This window comes from Pseudomonas maioricensis (genome assembly GCF_022790535.1).
Lineage (GTDB): Bacteria > Pseudomonadota > Gammaproteobacteria > Pseudomonadales > Pseudomonadaceae > Aquipseudomonas > Aquipseudomonas maioricensis.
The window spans coordinates 552294-575809 of the sequence record NZ_LOHG01000001.1 but is presented as its reverse complement, the minus strand read 5'-3'; the positions used below and the strand labels follow the sequence as shown (position 1 = coordinate 575809).

Annotated in this window: 16 protein-coding genes; 10 read left to right on the top strand and 6 right to left on the bottom strand. The window is 55.2% G+C overall.

Going from position 1 to position 23516, the window contains the following annotated elements:
* Window positions 1-77: 77 nt before the first annotated feature.
* Window positions 78-914 (bottom strand): 23S rRNA (adenine(2030)-N(6))-methyltransferase RlmJ, encoded by an 837-nt coding sequence (locus AUC61_RS02570; RefSeq protein ID WP_243244316.1) that lies wholly within the window; start codon window positions 912-914, stop codon window positions 78-80.
* A 349-nt stretch (window positions 915-1263) separates the two neighbouring features.
* Window positions 1264-1635, bottom strand: a complete 372-nt coding sequence (locus tag AUC61_RS02565; RefSeq protein ID WP_243244315.1) for a hypothetical protein — start codon at window positions 1633-1635, stop codon at window positions 1264-1266.
* A gap of 540 nt (window positions 1636-2175) precedes the next feature.
* Between AUC61_RS02565 and AUC61_RS02560 the strand changes: the two genes are divergently transcribed.
* The gene (locus tag AUC61_RS02560) at window positions 2176-2685 is read left to right on the top strand and encodes a BRO-N domain-containing protein (protein WP_243244314.1); all 510 of its coding nucleotides are present in this window, start codon (window positions 2176-2178) and stop codon (window positions 2683-2685) included.
* Between the two features lie 397 nt (window positions 2686-3082).
* Window positions 3083-4000 (top strand): hypothetical protein, encoded by a 918-nt coding sequence (locus tag AUC61_RS02555; protein ID WP_243244313.1) that lies wholly within the window; start codon window positions 3083-3085, stop codon window positions 3998-4000.
* Between the two features lie 61 nt (window positions 4001-4061).
* On the opposite strand, the gene AUC61_RS02550 is transcribed toward AUC61_RS02555, so the two are convergent.
* Together AUC61_RS02550 and AUC61_RS02545 are read right to left on the bottom strand one after the other, a co-directional pair.
* A complete protein-coding gene (locus AUC61_RS02550) occupies window positions 4062-6113 on the bottom strand; it encodes a hypothetical protein (RefSeq protein ID WP_243244312.1) in 2052 nt (683 codons plus the stop codon).
* 147 nt (window positions 6114-6260) lie between these two features.
* Window positions 6261-8219 carry a hypothetical protein gene (locus tag AUC61_RS02545; protein ID WP_243244311.1) on the bottom strand — a complete coding sequence of 653 codons (1959 nt, stop codon included), beginning with the start codon at window positions 8217-8219 and terminating at the stop codon, window positions 6261-6263.
* Between the two features lie 872 nt (window positions 8220-9091).
* On the opposite strand from AUC61_RS02545, the gene AUC61_RS02540 reads away from it, so the two are divergent.
* On the top strand, window positions 9092-11338 hold the full coding sequence (locus tag AUC61_RS02540) for an autotransporter outer membrane beta-barrel domain-containing protein (protein ID WP_243244310.1): 2247 nt from the start codon (window positions 9092-9094) through the stop codon (window positions 11336-11338).
* A gap of 297 nt (window positions 11339-11635) precedes the next feature.
* Window positions 11636-11893, top strand: coding sequence for a hypothetical protein (locus tag AUC61_RS02535; protein WP_243244309.1), 258 nt, complete (start codon window positions 11636-11638; stop codon window positions 11891-11893).
* Between the two features lie 60 nt (window positions 11894-11953).
* On the opposite strand, the gene AUC61_RS02530 is transcribed toward AUC61_RS02535, so the two are convergent.
* Together AUC61_RS02530 and gbdR are read right to left on the bottom strand one after the other, a co-directional pair.
* On the bottom strand, window positions 11954-13618 hold the full coding sequence (locus AUC61_RS02530; RefSeq protein ID WP_243244308.1) for a hypothetical protein: 1665 nt from the start codon (window positions 13616-13618) through the stop codon (window positions 11954-11956).
* 276 nt (window positions 13619-13894) lie between these two features.
* Window positions 13895-14998 (bottom strand): choline metabolism transcriptional regulator GbdR, encoded by a 1104-nt coding sequence (gbdR, locus tag AUC61_RS02525; RefSeq protein ID WP_243244307.1) that lies wholly within the window; start codon window positions 14996-14998, stop codon window positions 13895-13897.
* Window positions 14999-16004: 1006 nt separating this feature from the next.
* Here gbdR and AUC61_RS02520 point away from each other — a divergent pair.
* The 6 genes from AUC61_RS02520 to betA all read left to right on the top strand — a co-directional run bounded on the left by AUC61_RS02520 (window position 16005) and on the right by betA (window position 23370).
* Entirely contained in the window at window positions 16005-16952 is a 948-nt protein-coding gene (locus AUC61_RS02520; RefSeq protein WP_243244306.1) for a choline ABC transporter substrate-binding protein, read from the top strand.
* 67 nt (window positions 16953-17019) lie between these two features.
* Window positions 17020-17865 (top strand): choline ABC transporter permease subunit, encoded by an 846-nt coding sequence (choW, locus tag AUC61_RS02515; protein ID WP_095092419.1) that lies wholly within the window; start codon window positions 17020-17022, stop codon window positions 17863-17865.
* On the top strand, window positions 17862-19040 hold the full coding sequence (gene choV / locus AUC61_RS02510; RefSeq protein WP_243244305.1) for a choline ABC transporter ATP-binding protein: 1179 nt from the start codon (window positions 17862-17864) through the stop codon (window positions 19038-19040). The genes choW and choV overlap by 4 nt, the downstream gene beginning before the upstream one ends.
* A gap of 250 nt (window positions 19041-19290) precedes the next feature.
* Complete coding sequence (gene betI, locus AUC61_RS02505) at window positions 19291-19884, top strand: transcriptional regulator BetI (protein ID WP_122664215.1); 594 nt, start codon at window positions 19291-19293, stop codon at window positions 19882-19884.
* Between the two features lie 114 nt (window positions 19885-19998).
* On the top strand, window positions 19999-21471 hold the full coding sequence (gene betB / locus AUC61_RS02500; RefSeq protein WP_243244304.1) for a betaine-aldehyde dehydrogenase: 1473 nt from the start codon (window positions 19999-20001) through the stop codon (window positions 21469-21471).
* A 195-nt stretch (window positions 21472-21666) separates the two neighbouring features.
* Window positions 21667-23370, top strand: coding sequence for a choline dehydrogenase (gene betA / locus AUC61_RS02495; RefSeq protein ID WP_243244303.1), 1704 nt, complete (start codon window positions 21667-21669; stop codon window positions 23368-23370).
* Window positions 23371-23516: the final 146 nt, after the last annotated feature.

Genomic DNA, 23516 nt, shown 5'->3' with positions numbered 1-23516 from the left:
TTGTTTTGCGTAATCAGGAACATCGCCTCGCGAACAAGTTCGCTCCTACCCAGTATTACCGCAGCCGTTTAAACACATCACTCCGCAATCAACCAATCCATCTTCCAGTCACCCTTGGTTTGACCCAGCTTCTGTGCCAGATACGGCAGCAACTCGCGTAGTTCTTCTTCAAGGCCCCAAGGCGGGTTGGCGATGACCAGGCCTGAGCCATTGAGGCTGGCGGGGGTGTCCAGCGGGTGGACATACAGCTCGACACGCAGCAGCTTCGGCGCACCGGTTTCTGCGAGGTCCTGGTAGAAACGCTTGAGCAGACGCGGGTCTTTGATCGGGTACCAAATGGCAGCGACGGTCTGGCGCATACGGCCGATGGTTTCTTTCAGGGCAACGGCGCAGCGTTTCATCTCGTCGAGCTGTTCGAACGGCGGATCAATCAGCAACACTGCCCGCTTCTCACCGACTGGCAGTAGCGCACGCGGCACATGCCAGCCTTCGCCCAGATGCACAGCCACACGACGGTCGCCTTTCATGTTCTCTTTCAACAAGCGGCCGTCTTCCGGGTGCTTCTCGTTGAGCAACACCCGATCATTGGCGCGAGTCGAACGGCGGGCGATTTCCGGGGAGCCGGGGTAGTAACGCAGTTCACCATCGGGGTTCATGTCATGCAGCAACTGCATGTAATCGGCCGCCAATGCAGGCAAGTCCGGCGCATTCCACAGTCGCGCGATGCCTTCCAGGTATTCGCCAGTTCGGATGGCCTGATCACCTTTGAGATCGTAAAGGCCCAGCCCGGCGTGGCTGTCGATGTAGGCGAACGGCTGTTCCTTGCGCGCCATCAGGGCGAACAAGCGAGTCATGATCAAGTGTTTGAGTACATCGGCGTGGTTGCCGGCATGGAAGGCGTGACGGTAATTCATGGCAGCTCCTCGAAGGCTGCGCAGTTTAGCAAAAGCCAGAGTTCAGATCAGGTCAAACTGCCCGGTGAGCCTATTCAGGCAAAGGTGAAGTTATCCACATACAGCCAGTCTGTACCCGGCTTGACAGTCAGCACCAACGATCTGATCCGGCGATCCGGGCTGACAACCGCCTGCCAGGCGGCTTAGTCGAATCCGCATTCCAGCTTGTCCTCGAATGTAAGAGCGCCCTGCTCATCGATAAGGGCAAGGTAGGTTACTTCGACCTCTGGGGTTGCTCTGACTGTCCACGATGCCTGTAATAGCAGGTACCGCGAGAGACGTACTGGAACGTGATTGGCTATCCATTGGCTCACCATTCAATGCGATAGATCTCGCGGTCCGAAGACATGAAGCTAACCGGCGGTTTTACTTGGCGCGGTACCTCAACGGTGACCTCCCAGACCGGCGATATATCGCCGTCACTGGTGCACACGCTAAAGCGATGAAGGCCTTTCGAAGCAGTACAGGTCTTGGTCCAGGCGCCTACCCCCACCACCACAGTGGTCCATGCCAGTTCACCATGATCCAGTATGAAAACCGTTCTGTTCGAGGGTCCCTGGCCAAAAAACATCAGGCTGGGGTGATAAGCAGTACCGGGGTTCGCGAGAGAGTTGCAGCGGTCGTCAACCACGCGGGTTATCGCGACCGGGATATAAGTGGAGTGTTCGGAGTAGGTGTGCATCGTTCACCTGCATTGGCTAATGGCAGAGTTCCTGACAACTGCTTTATGTCAGCGCGAAGGGTGAGCAACTTGCAGTATCGTTGATGACTGTCGCCTGGGAATGATCAAATCGGACTATCGCTAGACTCTTCGGCAATGAGCTGCGCCCGGGGCGTCATGTTTTGTTCTATCAAGCTCGCCACTTGGGGAGGCCACGGTACTGGCGGGCTGTCGCGTCACAGAGCCTGTGAAAATCACTCGGCTCACGCCGTCGGTCACATCCACACACACGTGCCAGCATTTACGCCCAAAACCGCCTGCCCAATCATGCGCGCCGTGAGCCTAAGAACTCTATCAAGCGTTACCCGCCACGACAGCCAGCGGTTTTTTTGTGCCCGCGATAAATTCGTTTATCGCGGGCGCATAATGCCTTTGCATGTCTGTTATGTCGGGAGTCGGCTAATAAAAGACCCTTCGGGGGAATATGTCGGCACTTCTTGATGGTGTTCTTAGCTCCCGACGCCTTTGGTCCCTCAATAAAGCCAATACGGACAGACAGCAATGGAACCACCTTTAGAACCCATGGTGTTCAACCGCCATAAATATCACTTGCACGGCCTGCTCATCGACCGCCAGGCGTGGTTTTGCGCACGGGATCTGGGCCGCATGATGGGCCTGTTTCTCGAAGAACGCTTCACCCGAAAACTCGCCCCCGACCAGCGCCGCAACGTGCTGATGAGCTACTACGGCGAAGCGAAAGAAACCCTGATGGTCAGCGAGTCTGCGGTGTACGCCCTGCTCGTCTACCACCCGAACCCGGCCAATCTACCGCTGCGCAAATGGCTGACCTACAGCGTACTGCCACGATTGAGATACGCCTCGAATTCGGACAGCCACAACGGCCCGACGCCTGGGGTATTGGAGTGGCAGACCGGCGAATTGAACGTGGTGCATTGGCAGGATGAGGCGTGGATCCGGTTGCGGGATATGCCGTGTTTGTTGCCCAGGCGGGATCAATTGGGGGCTGGCCGTGTGGGTGGATGGTGGGAGGGGTTACGGCGGATTTTTTAAAGGGACACTCACGTTGATTAGTGCATAGGAAGTTTAGCGGCCGGCAGCGTTAACACCGCGCACGCAATAAGACCCATTGGAAATAATCAACGCTTCAGTTATTTCGGCGTGGTGTTCTGCTGTCGGCTTTTACCAAACCCTTGATACATAATCCTGTTGCCCAAGGGTTTAGACGCGCGCGCCCTGCACTATCCGAACACCCGCCCACCCATTTAATGAGGAAGTAGCCTCTAAAGGCGGCTAATTATCTTGCTTAGATTACTTCGAAATCAGTGAGAATTTTCAACGTCGAAATCCTATTAAAACTGCCATTCCTTACAGTGTTTATTCTTTAACTTTACCTCCAGAATTAGTTAGCGACGGGATGTCCTCTCGCTACATTTCTGGAGTATTAAACATGACAAAATTACACTCCCTACTCCTCAGTCTGGCCCTCGTGGGCTGTACTTCAACCGCTGTTAACGACGCGCCAACCGCAATGCGAACACCCGAGTTACAAGCGGTCGGTATATCAGGCATTGGCGAAGATGCACAGCGTCATTTAACCAACCGGTATGCCGATACGGCCGTCACCTGTGGCGCGCCTTCGCGACCGGCGTTTCTTTGCAATGGGGTTTTGATACGCGGCACCAGCTATAAGGCTGGTCGTCATTCCTGGGACAATAGCCCGGCCAACCACACTTCTGGCGGTGTTTCCTTTTCCTACTTGAGAAAAGACTCTAAATATCAAAAGTTAGCATACGGCTATAGCAACGGTTATATCTTCCTGCCGGTTTACCACGCCGGGAATAAAATCACCCCGGAAATTCTCTGTGCGTTCCCACTGGATGCAGGCACCTCCGCCAGAGTAAACAAGGGGTGTGGCGCATATACGGGTATCCCGGGAAGCGCAGCTTGCCAGGCCCAGGGCATTTATACGGCAGCAGCCTGGTACAACCACTTTAGAGCGAGTGGCAGCACGCGTGCTGCCCAGTGTGGGTTTGATGTCAGGGACGCACTGAATGACAGCGCCGCCGCCGCGTTTGATGCAATGATAAAAGGGATGGCATTAATCAACGTTGAATCGTTCGCCACTCAGAATGAGCTCAGATTAGCAGTCTGGCAGGACGGCTTGGGGAAAGTGCTACCTCTGGAGGCATTCTTTTACGTCAATAGCACGCCGCAAGGTTTGATTGATGCACAAAATGATCAACGGGATTTTAAAAGTGCGACGGGGATTTCACTGCCGATTATTTCTCTATGGCTTCCTGGAACTCCGGCCAGTCAGGCAACCTTCAGGTACTTAGCTGGTGACCAGGTTATCCCTATTCCCTGAGTCATTTCATAACTCCAGGGACGCTGATGCGTCCCTGGAGTTACTAGACGACCGCGAGCACTCAAAGCGTTTTTCTAAGTACCCTGGAAAAGATCAAGTGTCTGCCTTCCCCTCTATACACCGTGTAGTTGATCAACACTTCACGCCCCCGGTTTTCAGTGACCCAGTTGATAGGAATGCGAAACTCCTCAGGCCGAGTGTCCAGATCCTGTTCGTCCGTATCGTGCTTAACGATGCCCTCCCAACGAATCCGGCCTGTATGAGGCGCATGCATGTCGGTATACCGCAGTGTGACAATTGAGTTATCTGCAGAAATCACCGGGGGAATCAAGTCATACGTCTGAGTATCGACGCTGAGCGTTAATGCATCTGATGGCCCTGCTACAGTTCCGTTGGCAAGTGTTACGGTGTAGGTCATCGTGGCGGATCGACCGATGACATCGACTACCTCCATACGAGGGATCCGAAACTCCATATCGCCTACAAACTCCACAGGCTGGTTTGCGGACAAATAGACCACGGTCCCCGCCCAGCGCAGTTGCACGCGTTGCCCAATGGCCATCCCCGTAAAGTTGACGATCACCGACAAGTAATCATCGTAGTACATAGCCGAGTCGAAATTAAGACGTGTGCCGTCGCCGTAGGCCTTCGGTACTCTAGGCTTGCGCAAGTCCAGTCCCGGCGATACCGCTCGGACACTTAAAGGAAGGGTCGCCGAATCCCGAGTGCCAGTCCCACTGATAACGGTGTAATAAACGTCAACAGTACCCCCTGCCAACGGGTCAACCTGAGTAACCTTGGGCACTCTGAATATGACCTCCTGAGAAAGGTCATTACCGGGCTGTTGACCGGTAAAGTGAGTGGTGTCGCCACCCGCCGTTTTGCCGACCCAATAAATCACGATCTGGTCTGCGCTGCTCATCCCCGGATAAGGTTTAACGACTACCGTGGCGCCCGCAGCCGGCACACTGGCGGGATCAAGTACACCACCCACTTGCTCCCGGACGTCAGGCGCGGGAAGTTTCTGGACCACACCGCTGACAGTAATGGCCAGTCGTTTGGAGCGCCTGACCCCGTTGACTTCGTAATAGATAATGGCACGTCCGTTAGCAATAGCGACTACCGCAGCATTAGGTATTTCCCGGGTCACCACAAAACCTTCATCAGTATCTTTCATCTGATAAGTGTCAGTCTCATTGACCTCGACACCGCCTTGTGTGGTCCCGAACCAGTAGATTTTAACTTGGTCTCCAACAGTCCATCCCGAATAAACGGGTAGATCCACATGCGCATTTTGTACGCCAAGTTCGGCCAGGTTTATGTCTTTATCACCCAAGGCCTCCTGAACTCTCGGCGCGGGTAGCGTGTTAGGGCCAGCTTCGACATCAACACTGGTCGCCGGGGACATCAACGACCAATTACCGACGTTATCGCGAATGTCGTAAAAGACTTTCAGCCCCAAGGTATTGGACGTGGCAAGGATAACTTCCTTGCTGACATGCACCGTAATCGGTTTGTTCAGATCTGCCACCGTTAACGGCGGCAAGGTGATTTTTGTCTGCCCCCAGGTCAAAGTCAGGACATCACCTACCTCCATGTGAGTCGCGGGCAACCAGGGCGCAATAATGACATTGATACCATTTTCAGCGATGGCATCAGTGATAGGTGTAGGGATATTACCGGGCGGTGTCAAAGCCTGATTGATCGGCTCGGTCGAGTTGAGCGCCGGATTCCCGGGCACCTTGGTATTGACGCGGATATAGCCGGGAAATGATGTGACAGGGTTGCCCCCGACCGGCGTAAAGATCTCATACACAAGTTCAGAATTTTCGGCATCCAGAATTTGTCCCGGTGGCACATTGAAGATAATAAGACCTGTCGCCTGCTGATCCTCGTTCAATATGTAAGAATCAACATTAACACCGTCCCAAAACAATACCAGCGTTGACCCAAGCGCCACACTCGATAACAGCGGAGCGGTGACAATGACATCTTCAGGTGGGTTTTTTCTAAGCTCGGCAACGCCGAGCCCACCTTTACCTGTTTGTTCGACGACGGGTATTTTTGGTTTTACCAAAGACGGGGCTATCGCTTTATTTCGCTCATGGTTCATTGGAGTACCCATTAATGAGTGTGTCCCACCCTGGGCCCGGTGCAGTGAGCACATAAAATCGAACGGCGATGCTATGACTCCGGCCAGGATACGTGAATGGCGAGTCCCTTTTCAAAAAAGGGACTCGCCAGGCAGCCGTACCAATACTTATATCGTGCACGTCGGATTGGTTGCATCGCTCAGGTCCACAATGGCCTCTGCCTGCAATGATTCAGTGGAACCTTTATCATTGGTGATCACATACGTCACTCGGCCATAACCTACACACAACCTGCGCAAGTTTTCCCGAGGAATGGTGATCACAGCATAGCCACGCCCTTCATCGATATCTGTGATTTGAGTCGTCACTTCAAACGCGGAGGGAGTTATCGGCTGGGTCGGGTTATCAAAGTCATAACCCATGAACTTCAGGGTTATATCGTCACCCTGACTCACGCTGGAATAAACAATGGGGCACTGAACAGGGGCGCCATTGACTGCAGCGTCCTGGTCAATAATGCCATCCGGGTTAACGGTTGTGTAAGTAGGTACCGTAAGCGGTTGACCATCATTAGGCAGCCCGTCCCTGGAGCGCACCTCAACAGTCGTAATTCCAGCAGTACCGGTCCCATATTGCGGCGGGGTGTAAGGAGGTTGCAGTTCCCGCCGAATGGAATAGGTGACGGGTTTGAGTCCAGCGCCTTTATCGGTGATGTAATTGGCTGGAATCGGTAGGAGTAAATTACGACCTACGTCAACACTCTGAACCTGATAAGGGGGCAATATCGGTACACCGTCCCAGATAACAGTCACCTCATCGCCGGACAGAAAACTGTTCAGGGGAGGGACCGCATTGGTAAAGCCAGGAATCGTTGCGCGAGCATCTTTGCCATAGTCGTCCTCTGTAATGACGTCGACTTGAGCATCAGCGCCGAGGACGGTGAGAGGCCTCAACAACCGTTCCGGATCGGGCTCACCAGGCACACCAAGATCAACGTTGACTGGCAACGTAGGCGAAGGGTAAGGCGAGCCTGACCGGGTCACGGTATAGAAGACTGGCAAAGCAGGGTTACTGCTTGCAAGCTTCACAAGTGCAGCGGTCAGCTTAATGGTGGTGACTGGATCATTGACGATATCAGCCGCCGTCAAAGAATAGGGCGGTGTGGAAAGCTGCCCTCCCCAATTGACAACGATAGAATCCCCCTCTTTCGGCGTGACGTAGGTAGGAATCTCGACTTCGACACCCGCCATAGCATCATCATAATTAATAACTCCGTCACCTACGCCCGCATTGTCCCGGAAGGCAGGCACTACAGGCGCGATTAATCCCGACGGTACATCCAGCAGCAACACCTGTATTCTCGCCAAAGGCGACAACACCGAGACATTGCCTGCCTCATCCGTTACCTGATAGCCAAACTCGTGCAAACCGTCACCCTGAGCAGTGATATCTGCGCGATCAAAAAACAAGCGAACCTTGTTGGTATGAACTTCGTCGTCATCAACTATTTCTTCAGAGGCAACGAAGAATACCGGGGCAGCGCCGCCCTCTGGAATAATAAACGGCACTATCCTGTCATTGACCTCAATACCATCGTAGTCCGCAACCAGCGTTTCGAACTTTCCGTTGGTATCGAATACGCTCTCGGTCAGATTCCTAATAATCTGCGTTGCATCCGGGTTCAGTAATATGGGTAAAACCTGGCCGCCAGGTGCGGTACGATCGACGATGACGGTTTGGGCTTCCGTTGGCCACCTTGGATTTACGCCGGTACGGGTAGTGTCCATGTAGCTAACAATAATACTGCCTTCAGCCACCGTATAAGAAGCAGGCAACGGCAAGACAAAGATTTTGTTAGGGTCAGCCGCATCAGCTAGCGATACAGAATATCCAGGCAGTACTCTATTGGCGGTGGTATTTCCACCAACTGTTAAATATATATTATGGCCAGCGGTCAGATCTACCCACCGAGGAAACCTCACTGACAAGCCGCTGTCCGCTAACGTCACCGGCACTTTTTTGCTGGTAAATTGCCCGTCGATAGTGGGCGTCAAGAGCTGTGGATCAGGGAGGCGAGCATCCCCCGCTCCAGGCTTGGCTACCGAACTTACATTTAAATTAACCATATCGATACATCCTTTATCAATCATAATGAAAGGTCTACGATTTCAAAATGCAGTCAATGGCCCAGCGAGGTCACTGTAGTATGAGCAGCCTGTTGCCGAAAAAGGGAGACGAGGTATGCAGTGGCAATCCCTGCCTGGCAGTGCATTTTAAAATCATTCATCCTGCCCTTTAAAGCTAGATCAACCCACCTCGTGCATTATATTTAATGGCGATTTGGTTGATCGTGAACGGCAATTATGATCGCCTGCTTATAGCCATTCAAAATAACGGCCCCCTCCCAAATAGCGAAGACCACCAAAAATATCGGCGCACACCCCTCAAACTTGACAATTAGAACAATTAGCTTTTACTAGTCAATACCTGCAATGGCACACATTCCCGCCTATACCTGCCCGCAGGATTTTTCAGAAAACCCATGAGTGTCGCTCTTATTAGGCACATGTGTTAATCAAATGAAACACATCCAGGCTCTGTGGGAACTTTCCCACATGGATTACAGATCCTTCCTATGGGTATTGGAGGGCGCTATCTATCTAATTAGTGACCTTTAAGCACCTTTAGCACTTAAAGGCTGCATTACCGCAAGGAACTAAGCGTGAATATCAAAAGGCCTCCACATAAACTAACCCCTGTGGCGGTAAGCATCTCAATGATGCTGGCAATAAGCCCACTTACTTGGGCGGGTGAATTAATACCTGACGAGCCCAGAACTATTGGCCCAGGAACACCGGTAGAATCATGGCTTCTAAGGGAGCGCTCTTCTCTGACGGTCCTACCGGGCACGCAACTATTTGAAATTACCGCACTTGACAGTTCAACGCTGAATATTGACGGTGGCACTGTCACCAGTGGCGCGGCTGAAGGCATCACCTTGTTCGGGGCAACTGCAATCCTCAACAACACAAATGTGACCAGCACCGCCAGCTATGGCTTGCTTGTTCAACGTGACGGTGGATCGGTCGGCGGCCCTTCAAGGGCGACGGTAACCGGAGGCTCCATCACCGGAGCCGATGCGGCGGTTTATGTCACTTATCAAAGCGCAGTCTCGCTCTCCGGGACAGTAGTCAACGGCATTGGTGATGGCAGCGCGGACCCATTTTCGGGGGGCGCCGGGCTGGCTGTTGAGGGTGGCACCGCTACTGTCCAGAACGGCAGCTCTGTTACGGGCTCGGCCTATGGGGTTTATCTGGGCTCAGACATCCTGGGTGGCGCTGACGGGGGAAACACCTCCCTGACCGTCGACGGATCGAGCATCACAGGCACGTCCCAGAGCGCTATATATGTTGCGTCTTTCGAACCAGGCACACCTACCAATGCAACTATTTCCATCGCCAATGGTTCTGTACTGACCGGTGGTAATGGCCTGGCCATTGAAGTCGCCAACGATTCGTCTGCTAACGTCCTGGTGGACAACAGCACGCTACAAGGCGGCATATTGATCAACCCTGGCTCGACCGGGACGGTCGCACTTAACAACAACGCTCGCATCATTGGCGATGTTACCAACGTTGCCACCATGGCAATGAGCAATGGCTCAACGCTGACTGGCGACCTTACTGGCAGCGATACCCTCAGCCTGAACAATAACTCCAGCATTACCGGCAACGTTTCCGATGTTACCGATTTCACGCTGGACAACGGTTCGAGCCTGACGGGGAATGTGTCTGATACCACTAACCTCAGCGCCAATAACGGCTCACGCCTGACAGGCGACGTTAGCAATGTCCAGCAGTTCAATCTGGTCGGCAATTCATCTATCAACGGCAACTTGAGCAACGTTGAAAACCTGAGCCTGGACAACTCAACCTGGACCACCAGCAACGGTTCAGGCGTGACTAACCTGAGCATGAACGCAGGTAGCGTAAAACTCGGTGAAAACGACGGAACATTCGAAACCCTCACCGTCAGCACCCTCTCGGGTAATGGCCGGTTCATCATGGACACCGACCTGGCCGCCCATCAAAGCGACTTCATAGACGTCACCGGCGTGGCAACGGGCAACTACGATCTGCAGATCAAAAACACGGGTGTTGAACCTGTAAAGGGTGATCAGGATCAGCAGGTCGCTCACACCGGCGCGGGCAGCGACGCGGCATTTGGCGTAGTAGGGGGCCAGGTGGACGTGGGCACGTTTGCCTATGAACTGGAGCAGCGTGGAACAGACTGGTTCCTGGTTCAAAAAGTAGACGACACCGGCAACCCGATCACCACGCCTGGCACCCGTTCGGTCATTGGTTTGTTCAGCGCGGCACCAACGGTCTGGTACGGCGAATTGACCAGCCTGCGCAGTCGCATGGGCGAGTTGCGTTATGGCAAAACCGAAGGTGGCGCATGGGTGCGTGCTTACGGCAACAAATTCAATATGTCGGCCGCGGGCGGCACAGCCTATCAACAAAATCAGCAAGGGGTTTCCTACGGTGCAGACCTGGCGCTGCCCAGCAGCAGCGGTCAGTGGCTGGTAGGCGTACTTGGGGGTTACAGCCGTTCGGATCTGGATATCGCAGCGGGTACCACCGGCCGTGTCGACAGCTACTATCTGGGTGCCTACACCACCTGGCTGTCGGACAGCGGGTATTACGTTGATGCAATCATCAAGGCCAACCGTTTCAAGAACCAGTCGGACGTCCGGATGAGCGACGGCACCAAGTCTGACGGCGACTACACCACCCATGGCATCGGCGCGTCGATTGAGGCCGGCAAACACATCAAGCTTGCCGATAACTGGTTCGTGGAACCCTTTGTACAAGGGTCGACCTTGTGGGTTTCGGGCGAGAATTACTCGCTGGACAACGGCATGAATGCCAGCAGCAACAAGGCTGATTCGTTCCTGGGCAAAGCGGGAACGAGCGTCGGTCGCAACTTCCCTCTGGACGGTGGTGGTTTCATCCAGCCCTACGTGAAGGTGGCAATCGCCCACGAGTTCGCCAAAAGCAATCGGGTAAAGGTCAACAATACGACGTTCAGCAATGATTTGTCAGGCAGCCGCGGTGAAGTCGGTGCCGGGATTGCAGCGCAGTTGACCGATGTATTGCAATTACACGCTGACGTTGATTACAGCAAAGGTGAGAATATCGAACAGCCTTGGGGCGTGAATGTTGGCTTGCGTTACAGCTGGTAAGTAATAGCAAATAAAGGAGGGGCCATACGGCCCCTTTTTTTACGCCTGCAGAAAGACGCCAATCCGGCCAAGCCATTACAAACCGGGCTAAACGCCAAGAGCAGACTCACGATACAGAGGGTGACCAAACCATGTACCGCGCTTTAAAGCACGCCCAGTCTGCCTGTTGATATCTTTTGCCGGTTAGCCGAAAACGACCTGTTCATAGGCATACCGGACATTCTTGCAAACGGGTCTTGCCGATGCCGCCGGGCGCTACCAGAATCGTCCAGACCCAAATAACAAGGAGCAGTCGCAATGATGCACGCGGACCTGATTGACCAGGAAGACTTGATCGGCCAGCTAAGGGCTATCGGCTGCGAATTGCCTTCAAACATCACGGCCGAACAAGCCTGCGCGCAAGCAGTAAGAGGTCTGACCGCGGACCGCGCCACCGCCTTGCGCAGATTGGTTGAGCAAATGCTCACCGGCAGTGCAACGATCCTGCCTGCGGTAAGGCAGGCGATTGATCAACAGTTGCTGCCTGCGTTGGCGATTTATAAGCAAGGTCACTGACCAAGACATATCAATGGCGTAGGACCCGCTGCCAACGTGCCTACGCCGCCGCACTGCCTATTACAGCCCCTGATCACTCGGGTGATAGCTGAAGATATTATTGCCCCCGGTTTGGAACGCGACACTGATCACTGGCGCTGTTTTTCTGCTCTGAGCGTAATAATCACGCTGAATATATTGGGCACCCACAAGCCCCGGTTTCGCCCGACTTTGATCGTAAATATAAATAAACGCTTCGATGGGCAACTGCGTTGGAATATTTTGCGGCCAGCGGTCAATCAGGATTTCGTTATGCGCCATCCAGCTCATTTCTGCCTGTGGATTTTCCCGGGCTATGAGGCTTAGTGCAAAACTTGCAGGATCGGTTCTGAAACCGCACTGATGGCGATATCTGTTGACCGCCAATGGCTGAGAAAAGAAATGAGTTTTCCAGGTGGCAAGGCTGGTGATGCCCTGGTCGGCACAGAGGCGGCTGACCGAGGGGAAATACTGATTCTGGCCGCATCCTTCCCCGTCCCGCTCGGCGGTGGCGCCGTCATACGGGAATGAACATAGCACTGCTAACGGGTAGACCCCCTGCTGGCCATACGCATCGGCTTCTCTGAAGATAAACCCTTGCTCAACCTGCCCCATATAGGGGGCATGGTTAAACTTGAGGTCTTTTCTGAGGTAGGTGAATGAAACATCATTTTGGCCACTCGGATTGGGGTTCCATGAATGAAAACCCGCGCCGTAAGTGGTCATGCGAGCAATCACGCCGTTACAGTAATAGGCTGCACGCCCGGCGCAATCATTGAGTGTGGCGTTATAGCGCGCATTCAAACGATCTGCCACGTCCCAGCCATCTGTTTGATCAGCGCTATTCCAGGTAAATATATTTTTGTCAGCAGCAGCAAAGTTAACCCTGACAATGGGCAGCTTTTGCGATGTTTTCAGATAATAGGCATGGCGCAAGGACTGCGCGTTCAACATGCCTCCCGTCGCAGCATTGTAGAAAAAAGCCTCAATCGGCAACTGCTCGGGCGTATCTTCTCGCCAAGTGGCAATCAGTAGTTCATTGCGGGTGGCCGTATGTGCCGCGTCAACACCGTTATGCGCGTCAAGGCTGGCTTTGAATTGGCTAGCGACCAGTGAACTCAACGAACACTGCTTATAAATGTCAGAGCCGAAACGGCGAAAGTTTTCCAGCCAGAGCGGCGCGGTAACAGCAGGCGTTGCCAATGTTGCGCACGTACTGAGGTCCGTTTCCTGCCGCGCGCTTGTTGCTGCAAAGCCACAGCCAGATCCAGGACGCCCTGCATTCTGTGTTCCAGCCATAAACGGATAAATGCATCGGACTATGGGCGCTTTGTTTTCGGCCAGCGATGTTTCCTGATCGCTGAAGATAAAACCACTGCCAAGGTCTGAGCCGTTGCTTCCAATATCACGACGAATATAGGAGAACGTCACTGAGCCTAAGGCAGCAGCAGGCGGACTATGAGTCCAGAACGGATAACTGGCATTGTAAGTTGAAACCCGCAGCATGACACCCGAGCAGTAATAAGCGGGTGTGCCCTCGGTACACTGCTCAATCGTATTCTGATAACGCAGGTTCAGCTTATCGACCAATGCCTGATCTGCCACACCTGCACGAGAAAGTTGTGAGGGCCCGCTCACCGGTGCAGGGCCTGTCGAACAAGCCATCAGACTTGTTGCAAACAATCCCACTGTCCACATTCTGTTCATTACGACCTCCTGTCTGCCCCACTCACTCCCTGAGCTGCTGATTAACTTACGACCGTCATACGGTGAGCCTATGGTGCGCCCGAGCAATAAGGTCGTCTAAGTATCAATCACGATAGGGACGGTGCAGAGATATAGCGAAAGGAGGGAGGCTTCAAGGGAGGGATGGGGAAGCTGGCTGGAGCCAGGAAGGCGTATATCACAACGCAGAGTTGATGGCGGTCAACCGGCTTCTTCCAGACTGAAGCCGGTCCCACGACCTAAGATGATGTACTTGCTTTACAGCCGCACACTCGCAAACGTTGACTCATTACGCGCCTGGCTCAACGCCGACAGCGGTCCAGACAGCGGTGCCAGAACCATCGCTTGCGGGATAGGCATCATCGCCACTTGCTGGGTGGTATTGGAGCCTACGCGCTCGTCACGCGGCGGGATGCCGAAGTATTCGCGATAGCACTTGGAAAAGTGCGGGGTAGACACAAAACCGCACACCGAGGCAACTTCAATGATCGACATCGGCGTTTGTTTGAGCAATTGCCGGGCACGGATCAGGCGCAACTTGAGGTAGTAGCGCGACGGCGAACAGTGCAGGTATTTCTGGAACAGCCTCTCCAACTGACGACGGGAAACAGCGACATAAACCGCCAGTTCATCCAGGTCGATCGGCTCTTCAAGGTTGGCTTCCATCAGTGCAACAATTTCCTGCAGCTTCGGCTGATTGGTGCCAAGCATGTGCTTGAGCGGCACTCGCTGGTGATCCTGTTCATTACGAATGCGTTCGTAGACGAACATTTCCGAAATCGCGGCCGACAGTTCACGCCCGTGATCACGGCTGATCAGGTGCAGCATCATGTCCAGTGGCGCGGTGCCACCGGAGCTGGTGAAGCGGTTGCGGTCCAGAGTGAACAAGCGGGTGCTCATGGCGACACGGGGGAAAGCTTCCTGCATCGAGGCCAGACATTCCCAGTGCACGCTGCAATCAAAGCCATCCAGCAAACCGGCGCAGGCCAGCGCCCAACTGCCGGTGCAGACCGCACCAAGCCGACGCGACTGACGCGCCTGGCTTTGCAGCCAGCTGACGTGTTCACGGGTCACTGTGCGTTGAATGCCAACGCCGCCACAGACAATCACAGTGTCCAATTCCGGCGTCTTGTGCATGGCCGCATCCGGCGTGATCTGCAGACCGTCGCTGGCCCAGATCTGGCCGCCGTCGGCACTCAGTGTGGTCCAGCGATACAACTCGCGGCCCGACAGCTGATTAGCCATACGCAGAGGTTCAACCGCTGATGCGAGAGATATCAGAGTGAAGTTATCCAGCAGCAGAAAGCCAATGGATTGTGGTGCGCGATTCTGGGGTTGGGCCCCGGAGTTGAACGAAGTCATCACAGTATCTCCTCACACAAAGCGGTTGGGAGGCCTCAGGCGGAGGCTCTTGTTATTGCCCCATACGAAGCAGGGCTTTGTGATGACAACGCAAATGCCATGCCTAAAATTGAATGCTCATTCAATAACCCCTGAAAACGACGTCGCGATGCGTCTAGTCAGCAGCGACCCGAGTTGTCGATTAGCGACGTCTGCACGTGTTGCGGCCCGTGCTGTGTCGGGTGGGTGAGCAATTCGGTAGCACTTGTGTGAAGGGATAAACCAGGCGTTGTATCTGGATGTCACTCAATGCACGAACGATCAGGATTCGAGTGCCTACGGTCGTAGCATTGCGCCACATACACTGGCTTTCGCGCCAAAAGGTGGCGGTAATTCGAGGGGATGGTCAATAAGTGCGCACCTTCCAAACCACCCCCATCGTATGCCTTTGCAGGAGCTGCCGAAGGCTGCGAATGGATTGCATGCCGACACCTGTTTCGCAGCTTTCGGCAGCTCCTGCAACGGCTCATAAGCCTTGATCAGGGAACATAACACCCAAATGACCATCCAAAACCACCGTGACGAGTGGTTAAGGGGCAACGGCTAGCGCTGCCGCAGCTGCTACGCTCTTGCTGTTACCCGCCGTGGATGTACGCATCATCAGGCTTTTGCAGGGCCTGTGGCATCCCGTAACGACACGCACATCCCCGCCTGCGTCATCTGCGATTCATAGAGTCGCGGAATGATGGCTTATGCCGTTTTTTGCCGCGTTCGCGCAGCAAAAGCAGGCTTACGGCATGGAAAAAACCTGTAAGCGACGTCACCAACACTGGATACGACGCCCTGTGTACTGGTTACGACGCCCCCTGTAGGCGTTTGATTTTTGCTGTTACATGATCCGTATCGACTCGTTCGCCAGCGCAGTGGAAGAGCCTTGATCAAACGCCTTGTACTTCAGCCAAAAAAACACCAACCGCGTCAGCTTGCGAAGCTGATAGCGAGAAAAAAACACCAAGGGAGTCCGCTAATGAAAGGTTCTAAATCGTTGCTACTGGCTGTTGCGCTGGGCTTACCGATGCTGGCACAGGCCGCTGAGCCTGAGCAGTGCAGCACGGTCAACTTTTCGGATGTCGGCTGGACAGACATCACTGTCACCACCGCCGTCACCAGCGCCGTTCTTGAATCCCTCGGCTACAAAACCAAAACCACGATGATTTCCGTGCCAGTCACTTACAAGTCTCTGGCCGACGGCAAGAACATGGACGTGTTCCTTGGCAACTGGATGCCGACCATGGAAAACGACATCAAGCCGTATCGTGACGCAGGCACTGTCGAGACCATCCGCGCCAACCTGGAAAACGCCAAATACACCCTGGCCGTTCCTCAGGTGCTCTATGACAAGGGCCTGAAAGATTTCGCCGACATCGCCAAGTTCAAGAAGGAACTGGACGGCAAAATCTACGGCATCGAGCCGGGTAACGACGGCAACCGCCTGATCCAGAGCATGATCGACAAGAACGCTTTCGGCCTGAAAGACGCCGGCTTCAAAGTCGTCGAATCCAGCGAAGCGGGCATGCTCTCTCAGGTTGATCGTGCTCAGCGTCGCAAGTCCGATGTGGTGTTCCTGGGCTGGGAACCGCATCCAATGAACACCCGCTTCAAGATGCAATACCTGACGGGCGGCGATGACTTCTTCGGTCCTAACTTCGGTCAGGCCACCATCTTCACCAACACCCGTAAAGGCTATGCCCAGGAATGTAGCAACGTGGGCCAACTGCTGAAAAACCTGTCGTTCACCCTCGACATGGAAAGCACGTTGATGGGCAAGGTTCTGGACGACAAGCAGAAGCCTGACGCTGCCGCCAAAGCCTGGCTCAAAGCCAACCCGCAAGTGCTCGACACCTGGCTCGCAGGCGTCACCACCATTGATGGCAAACCTGGCCTGGAGGCAGTAAAAGCCAAGCTGACGAAGTAAGCAGACAAGCAGGCGGGTACGCCCGCCTGTTGTCCCCCTTTTCTCCCGCAAGCGGACAATCGATACCATGCTGACAGATCATAAAATTCCCTTAGGCGAGTACATCGCGGCCTTCGTAGACTGGCTGACCCAACACGGCGCCAGCACTTTCGATGCAATCGCGTCATCGCTTGAAACCATGATCCACGGCCTGACGTTTGCGCTGACTTGGTTCAACCCCTTCGTGCTGATCGGCCTGATCGCTCTGCTCGCGCATTTCATCCAGCGCAAATGGGGCCTGACTGCGTTCGTCGTCGCGTCGTTTCTGCTGATCCTCAATCTGGGCTACTGGGATCAAACCCTGGAGACCCTGGCACAAGTGCTGTTCGCGACCTTCGTCTGCGTCATCATCGGTGTGCCGCTGGGCATTGTTGCCGCCCACAAACCGATGTTCTACACCGTGATGCGCCCGGTGCTGGACTTGATGCAAACCGTACCGACCTTTGTTTACCTGATCCCTACCCTGACGCTGTTCGGCCTGGGCGTGGTGCCCGGCCTGATTTCAACGGTGGTCTTCGCCATTGCTGCGCCGATCCGGCTGACGTATCTGGGTATCCGTGATGTTCCCCATGAATTGCTCGATGCCGGTAAAGCCTTTGGCTCATCGCGTCGTCAACTGCTGACCCGAATCGAGCTGCCCTACGCCATGCCGAGCATCGCTGCCGGTATTACCCAGTGCATCATGCTGTCGTTGTCGATGGTGGTGATTGCCGCACTGGTGGGCGCCGATGGCTTGGGCAAACCCGTGGTTAACGCATTGAACACTGCTGACATTTCCCAAGGCTTCGAAGCAGGCCTGGCGATCGTATTGCTGGCAATCATGCTCGACCGTATCTGCAAACAACCCGAAACCAAAGTGAGGGCTGACGCATGAGCATTATCAAGTTCGATAACGTCGACGTCATCTTTGCCAATGATCCTCGCGAAGCACTCAAGCTGCTTGATGAAGGCTTGACCCGTGATCAGATCCTGAAGAAAACCGGCCAGATCGTCGGTGTCGAAAAAGCCAGTCTGGACATCGAGAAAGGCGAAATCTGTGTACTGATGGGCCTGTCCGGTTCGGGCAAGTCCAGCCTGCTGCGCTGCATCAACGGCCTCAACACGGTTAGCCGTGGCGCGCTCTATGTCGAGCACGAAGGCTCACAGATCAATATCGCCAATTGCACCCCGGCCGAGCTGAAACTGATGCGTACCAAACGCATCGCCATGGTGTTCCAGAAATTCGCCCTGATGCCTTGGCTGACCGTGCGCGAGAACATCAGCTTTGGCTTGGAAATGCAGGGCCGCCCCGAGAAAGAACGCCGCAAGCTGGTGGATGAAAAGCTCCAACTGGTCGGCCTGACTCAGTGGCGCAACAAGAAGCCCGATGAGCTATCCGGCGGCATGCAACAGCGCGTCGGTCTGGCTCGGGCATTGGCCATGGACGCCGACATTCTGTTGATGGATGAACCCTTCTCGGCACTTGACCCGTTGATCCGCCAGGGTTTGCAGGATGAACTGCTGGACCTGCAGAGCAAGCTGAATAAAACCATCGTGTTCGTCAGCCACGACCTGGACGAAGCGCTGAAGCTGGGCAGCCGGATTGCGATCATGAAAGACGGTCGCATCGTGCAGTACAGCGTGCCGGAACAGATTGTGCTCAACCCCGCCGATGAGTATGTGCGTACCTTCGTCGCACATACCAACCCGCTCAATGTGCTGTGCGGCCGCAGCCTGATGCGCACACTGGACAACTGCACCAAAGTGAATGGTTCGGTGTGTCTGGACCCGGGTGCAGACTCATGGCTCGATCTGGCCGAAGGCAACACCATCAAAGGAGCACGCCAGGGTGCCGGTCAACTCGACCTGCAAAACTGGACGCCGGGCCAACCGATGGACACGCTGGACCGCAAGCCGACCCTGGTGCACTCCAATATCGGCATGCGCGACGCCCTGCAGATTCGTTATCAGACGGGTAACAAGCTGGTGCTGCAGGATGGCAACCAGGTGGTCGGGATATTGGGGGATAGCGAGTTGTATCACGCGTTGCTCGGCAAGAATCTAGGGTAAGCCCCTTGTGGGAGCAGAGCTTGCTCGCGATGCATGAGACGCAGCTTGAAGACACACCGCGTTATCGTTTATCGCGAGCAAGCTCTGCTCCCACAAGGGAACCGAATTTCATAGCCCCACACATGTGCATTTACAAGGCTTTCCGCACGCCCATCATTTTTTATTGATTGAACGTTCAATAAAAAATCTTTAGACTGGTCGAGCCTTTTTGGGCAGAGCGATCAGTCAGGCGAATCAGGAGATTTAGCGAATGCCCAAGGTCGGTATGCAACCCATCCGCCGCCAGCAGTTGATCCAGGCCACGCTTACTGCGGTCGATCAAGTCGGTATGGGCGACGCCAGCATTGCGCTGATTGCTCGTCTGGCAGGTGTCTCGAACGGCATCATCAGCCACTACTTTCAGGACAAGAACGGCCTGATCGCAGCCACCATGCGCCACCTGATGAATGCCCTGATCCTGACCGTACGCGAGCGTCGTCAGGCCCTCACCGATGACAGCCCCAGGGCGCATCTGCAAGTGATCATCGAGGGCAACTTCGACGCCAGTCAGGTTAATGGCCCGGCGATGAAAACCTGGCTGGCCTTCTGGGCTACCAGCATGCACCACCCGTCATTGCACAGGCTGCAGCGGATCAACGATCACCGCCTGTATTCGAACCTGTGCTGTCAGTTCCGCCGTGTACTGGCACCGGAGCAAGCGCGTAGCGCGGCCCGCGGTCTTGCGGCACTGATCGACGGTTTATGGCTGCGCGGCGCGCTGTCGGGCGATGCGTTCGACACCGACCAGGCGCAGCAGATCGCCTACGAATACATGGACTTCCAACTGGCGAAAGCGGTGAGCTGAAACGTTTCACATTTGATGAGGCGAGCACCGAACGACTACGCCCCCATGTTGCCCAATTTGCTAAGGCAACCTGACGCGAGTCATCGCCAGCCACTCTGAATTTGCGAGGACTTTATGGCCCGTTTCGAACAGCAAAAACTTTACATCCACGGCGGCTATGTAGACGCCACCAGCAATGCAACCTTCGACGCTATCAACCCGGCCAACGGTGAGCTGTTGGCTCAGGTCCAGCGTGCCTCCAAAGAAGACGTTGAACGCGCCGTAGTCAGCGCCGAAAAGGGCCAGAAAATCTGGGCCGAAATGACCGCCATGGAACGCTCGCGCATCCTGCGCCGTGCCGTGGACATCCTGCGTGAACGCAACGATGAACTGGCCGCACTGGAAACACTGGACACCGGCAAAGCTTTCTCCGAAACCAAATACGTCGACATCGTGACCGGTGCAGACGTACTGGAATACTACGCAGGCCTGGTACCCGCCATCGAAGGCGAGCAGATTCCGCTGCGCACCTCCTCCTTCGTTTACACCCGCCGCGAGCCGCTGGGTGTAGTTGCCGGTATCGGCGCGTGGAACTACCCGATTCAGATCGCCCTGTGGAAGTCCGCTCCGGCACTGGCTGCCGGTAACGCGATGATCTTCAAGCCAAGTGAAGTCACTTCGCTGACCACCTTGAAGCTGGCTGAAATCTACACCGAAGCAGGCGTGCCCGATGGCGTGTTCAACGTACTGCCGGGCACAGGCGCTGAAGTCGGCAGTTGGCTGACCGAACACCCGCGCATCGAGAAGATCTCGTTTACCGGCGGCGTGCAAACCGGCAAGAAAGTCATGGCCAGCGCTTCGGGTTCGTCCCTGAAAGAAGTGACCATGGAGCTGGGCGGCAAATCACCGCTGATCATCTTCGACGACGCCGATCTGGATCGCGCCGCCGACGTTGCGATGATGGCCAACTTCTACAGCTCCGGCCAGGTCTGCACCAACGGCACACGCGTGTTCGTACCTAATGCGTTGAAGAGCGCGTTTGAAGCAAAAATCCTGGAGCGCGTTAAGCGCATCCGTGTCGGCGACCCGGAAGACGAAAATACCAATTTCGGCCCGCTGGTCAGCTTCTCCCACATGGAAAACGTACTGGGCTACATCGCATCCGGCAAAGAGCAAGGCGCACGCCTGCTGGCCGGTGGCGAGCGACTGACCGAAGGTGAACTGGCCAAGGGCGCTTATGTCGCTCCAACGGTTTTCACTGATTGCACTGACGACATGAAAATCGTCCAGGAAGAAATCTTCGGCCCGGTGATGAGCATCCTCGGTTACGACACTGAAGAAGAAGTCATTCGCCGCGCCAACGACACTGATTTCGGCTTGGCTGCTGGCATCGTCACCAAAGACCTGAACCGTGCGCATCGTGTGATTCACCAGCTTGAAGCAGGCATTTGCTGGATCAACGCCTGGGGCGAGTCCGACGCAAAAATGCCGGTCGGTGGCTACAAGCAATCAGGCGTTGGTCGCGAAAACGGCATCAGTTCACTGGCGCAGTACACGCGGATCAAGTCCGTTCAGGTTGAGTTGGGTGATTACGCTTCGGTGTTCTAACCAACCCCCTACCGGGCGGCAATTCAACTGCCGCCCCGGACCCTGTAGGAGTGAACTTGTTCGCGATCGGCTGCGCAGCAGTCGCAAAAGGTGGTGAGCACACCACCGCAGGAAAGTCGTTCCGACTTTATCGCGAACAAGTTCACTCCTACAGGGATTGCGTGACCTTCCCCATTTTTCAAAGAGGGTGCAGTAATGTCCCAGGAATTCGATTACATCATCATCGGCGCAGGTTCGGCCGGTAACACCTTGGCAGCCCGTCTCACCGAAGACGCAGGCGTCACCGTTCTGCTGCTGGAAGCTGGCGGCCCGGACTATCGTCTGGATTTCCGTACACAAATGCCCGCTGCTCTGGCATTCCCGCTCCAGGGCCGTCGCTACAACTGGGCCTACGAAACCGACCCAGAGCCACACATGGGCGGTCGCCGTATGGAATGCGGTCGCGGCAAAGGCCTTGGCGGCTCTTCGCTGATCAACGGCATGTGCTACATCCGCGGTAACGCGATGGACTACGACGGCTGGGCGAAGAACCCTGGCCTGGAAGACTGGACCTACGCCGATTGCCTGCCGTATTTCCGCAAGGCAGAAACCCGTGACATCGGCGCCAACGACTACCATGGCGGCGACGGTCCGGTCAGCGTGACCACGCCAAAAGCCGGCAACAACCCGCTGTTCCACGCCATGGTCGAAGCCGGTGTGCAAGCCGGTTACCCGCGCACCGATGACCTCAACGGTTATCAGCAAGAAGGCTTTGGGCCGATGGATCGCACTGTGACGCCTAAAGGCCGCCGCGCCAGCACCGCTCGCGGCTATCTGGATGAAGCCAAGAAGCGCTCGACCCTGACCATCGTCACTCACGCGCTGACTGACCGAATCCTGTTCGACGGCAAAAAAGCCGTGGGCGTGAGCTATCTGGTCGGCGACAGCGATGCGCGCATCGAAGCTAAAGCCCGCAAGGAAGTATTGCTCTGCAGCGGCGCAATTGCCTCGCCGCAGATTCTGCAACGCTCTGGTGTGGGCCCGGCTGAAGTCCTGAACGCACTGGATATTCCTGTGGTTCATGATCTGCCAGGCGTCGGTCAGAATCTTCAGGATCACCTGGAGATGTACCTGCAGTATTCCTGCACCAAGCCGGTGTCGCTGTACCCGTCGCTGCTGTGGTGGAACCAGCCCGCGATTGGCGCCGAGTGGATGTTCCTCGGCACCGGCATCGGCGCCAGCAATCAGTTCGAAGCGGGCGGTTTTATTCGTTCGAGCGAAGAGTTTGAATGGCCGAATATTCAGTACCACTTCCTGCCCGTAGCGATTAACTACAACGGCACCAAGGGCGTTCAGGAGCATGGTTTCCAGGCTCACGTCGGTTCGATGCGTTCGCCTAGCCGTGGCCGTGTGCAGGTCAAATCGAAGAACCCGCGCGATTACCCGAGCATCCTGTTCAACTACATGGCGAGCGAACAGGACTGGCAGGAATTCCGCGATGGCATTCGCCTGACCCGGGAAATCATGCAGCAGCCTGCGCTCGATCAATACCGTGGCCGTGAAATCAGCCCTGGCATCGAAGTGCAGTCGGATGAAGCCCTTGATACGTTCATTCGTGAACATGCCGAGACGGCTTATCACCCGTCGTGCTCGTGCAAGATGGGCACCGATGAAATGGCTGTAGTTGATGGCGAAGGTCGCGTGCATGGCATGCAGAGCCTGCGTGTGGTCGATGCGTCGATCATGCCGCTGATCACCACCGGCAACCTGAATGCGCCAACGATCATGATCGCCGAGAAAATCGCCGACAAGATCCGCGGCCGCGCGCCTCTGCCACGCAGCACGGCTGATTACTTCGTCGCGGGTGACAAGCCAGCACGTGGCAAGCCAGTGCGGGAAGTGAGCCGTACTGCGCAGTAAGACCTGAAATGCAAAACCTGTGGGAGAGCTCGAAGTCTCCCTATGAAACTCGGTGACACCGTAGCCGAGCCCACTGGATGACATGAAACCTGTGGGAGCCGGGCTTGCCCGCGATAAGAACGCCGCGATCTGAAGTGTGAACCGCG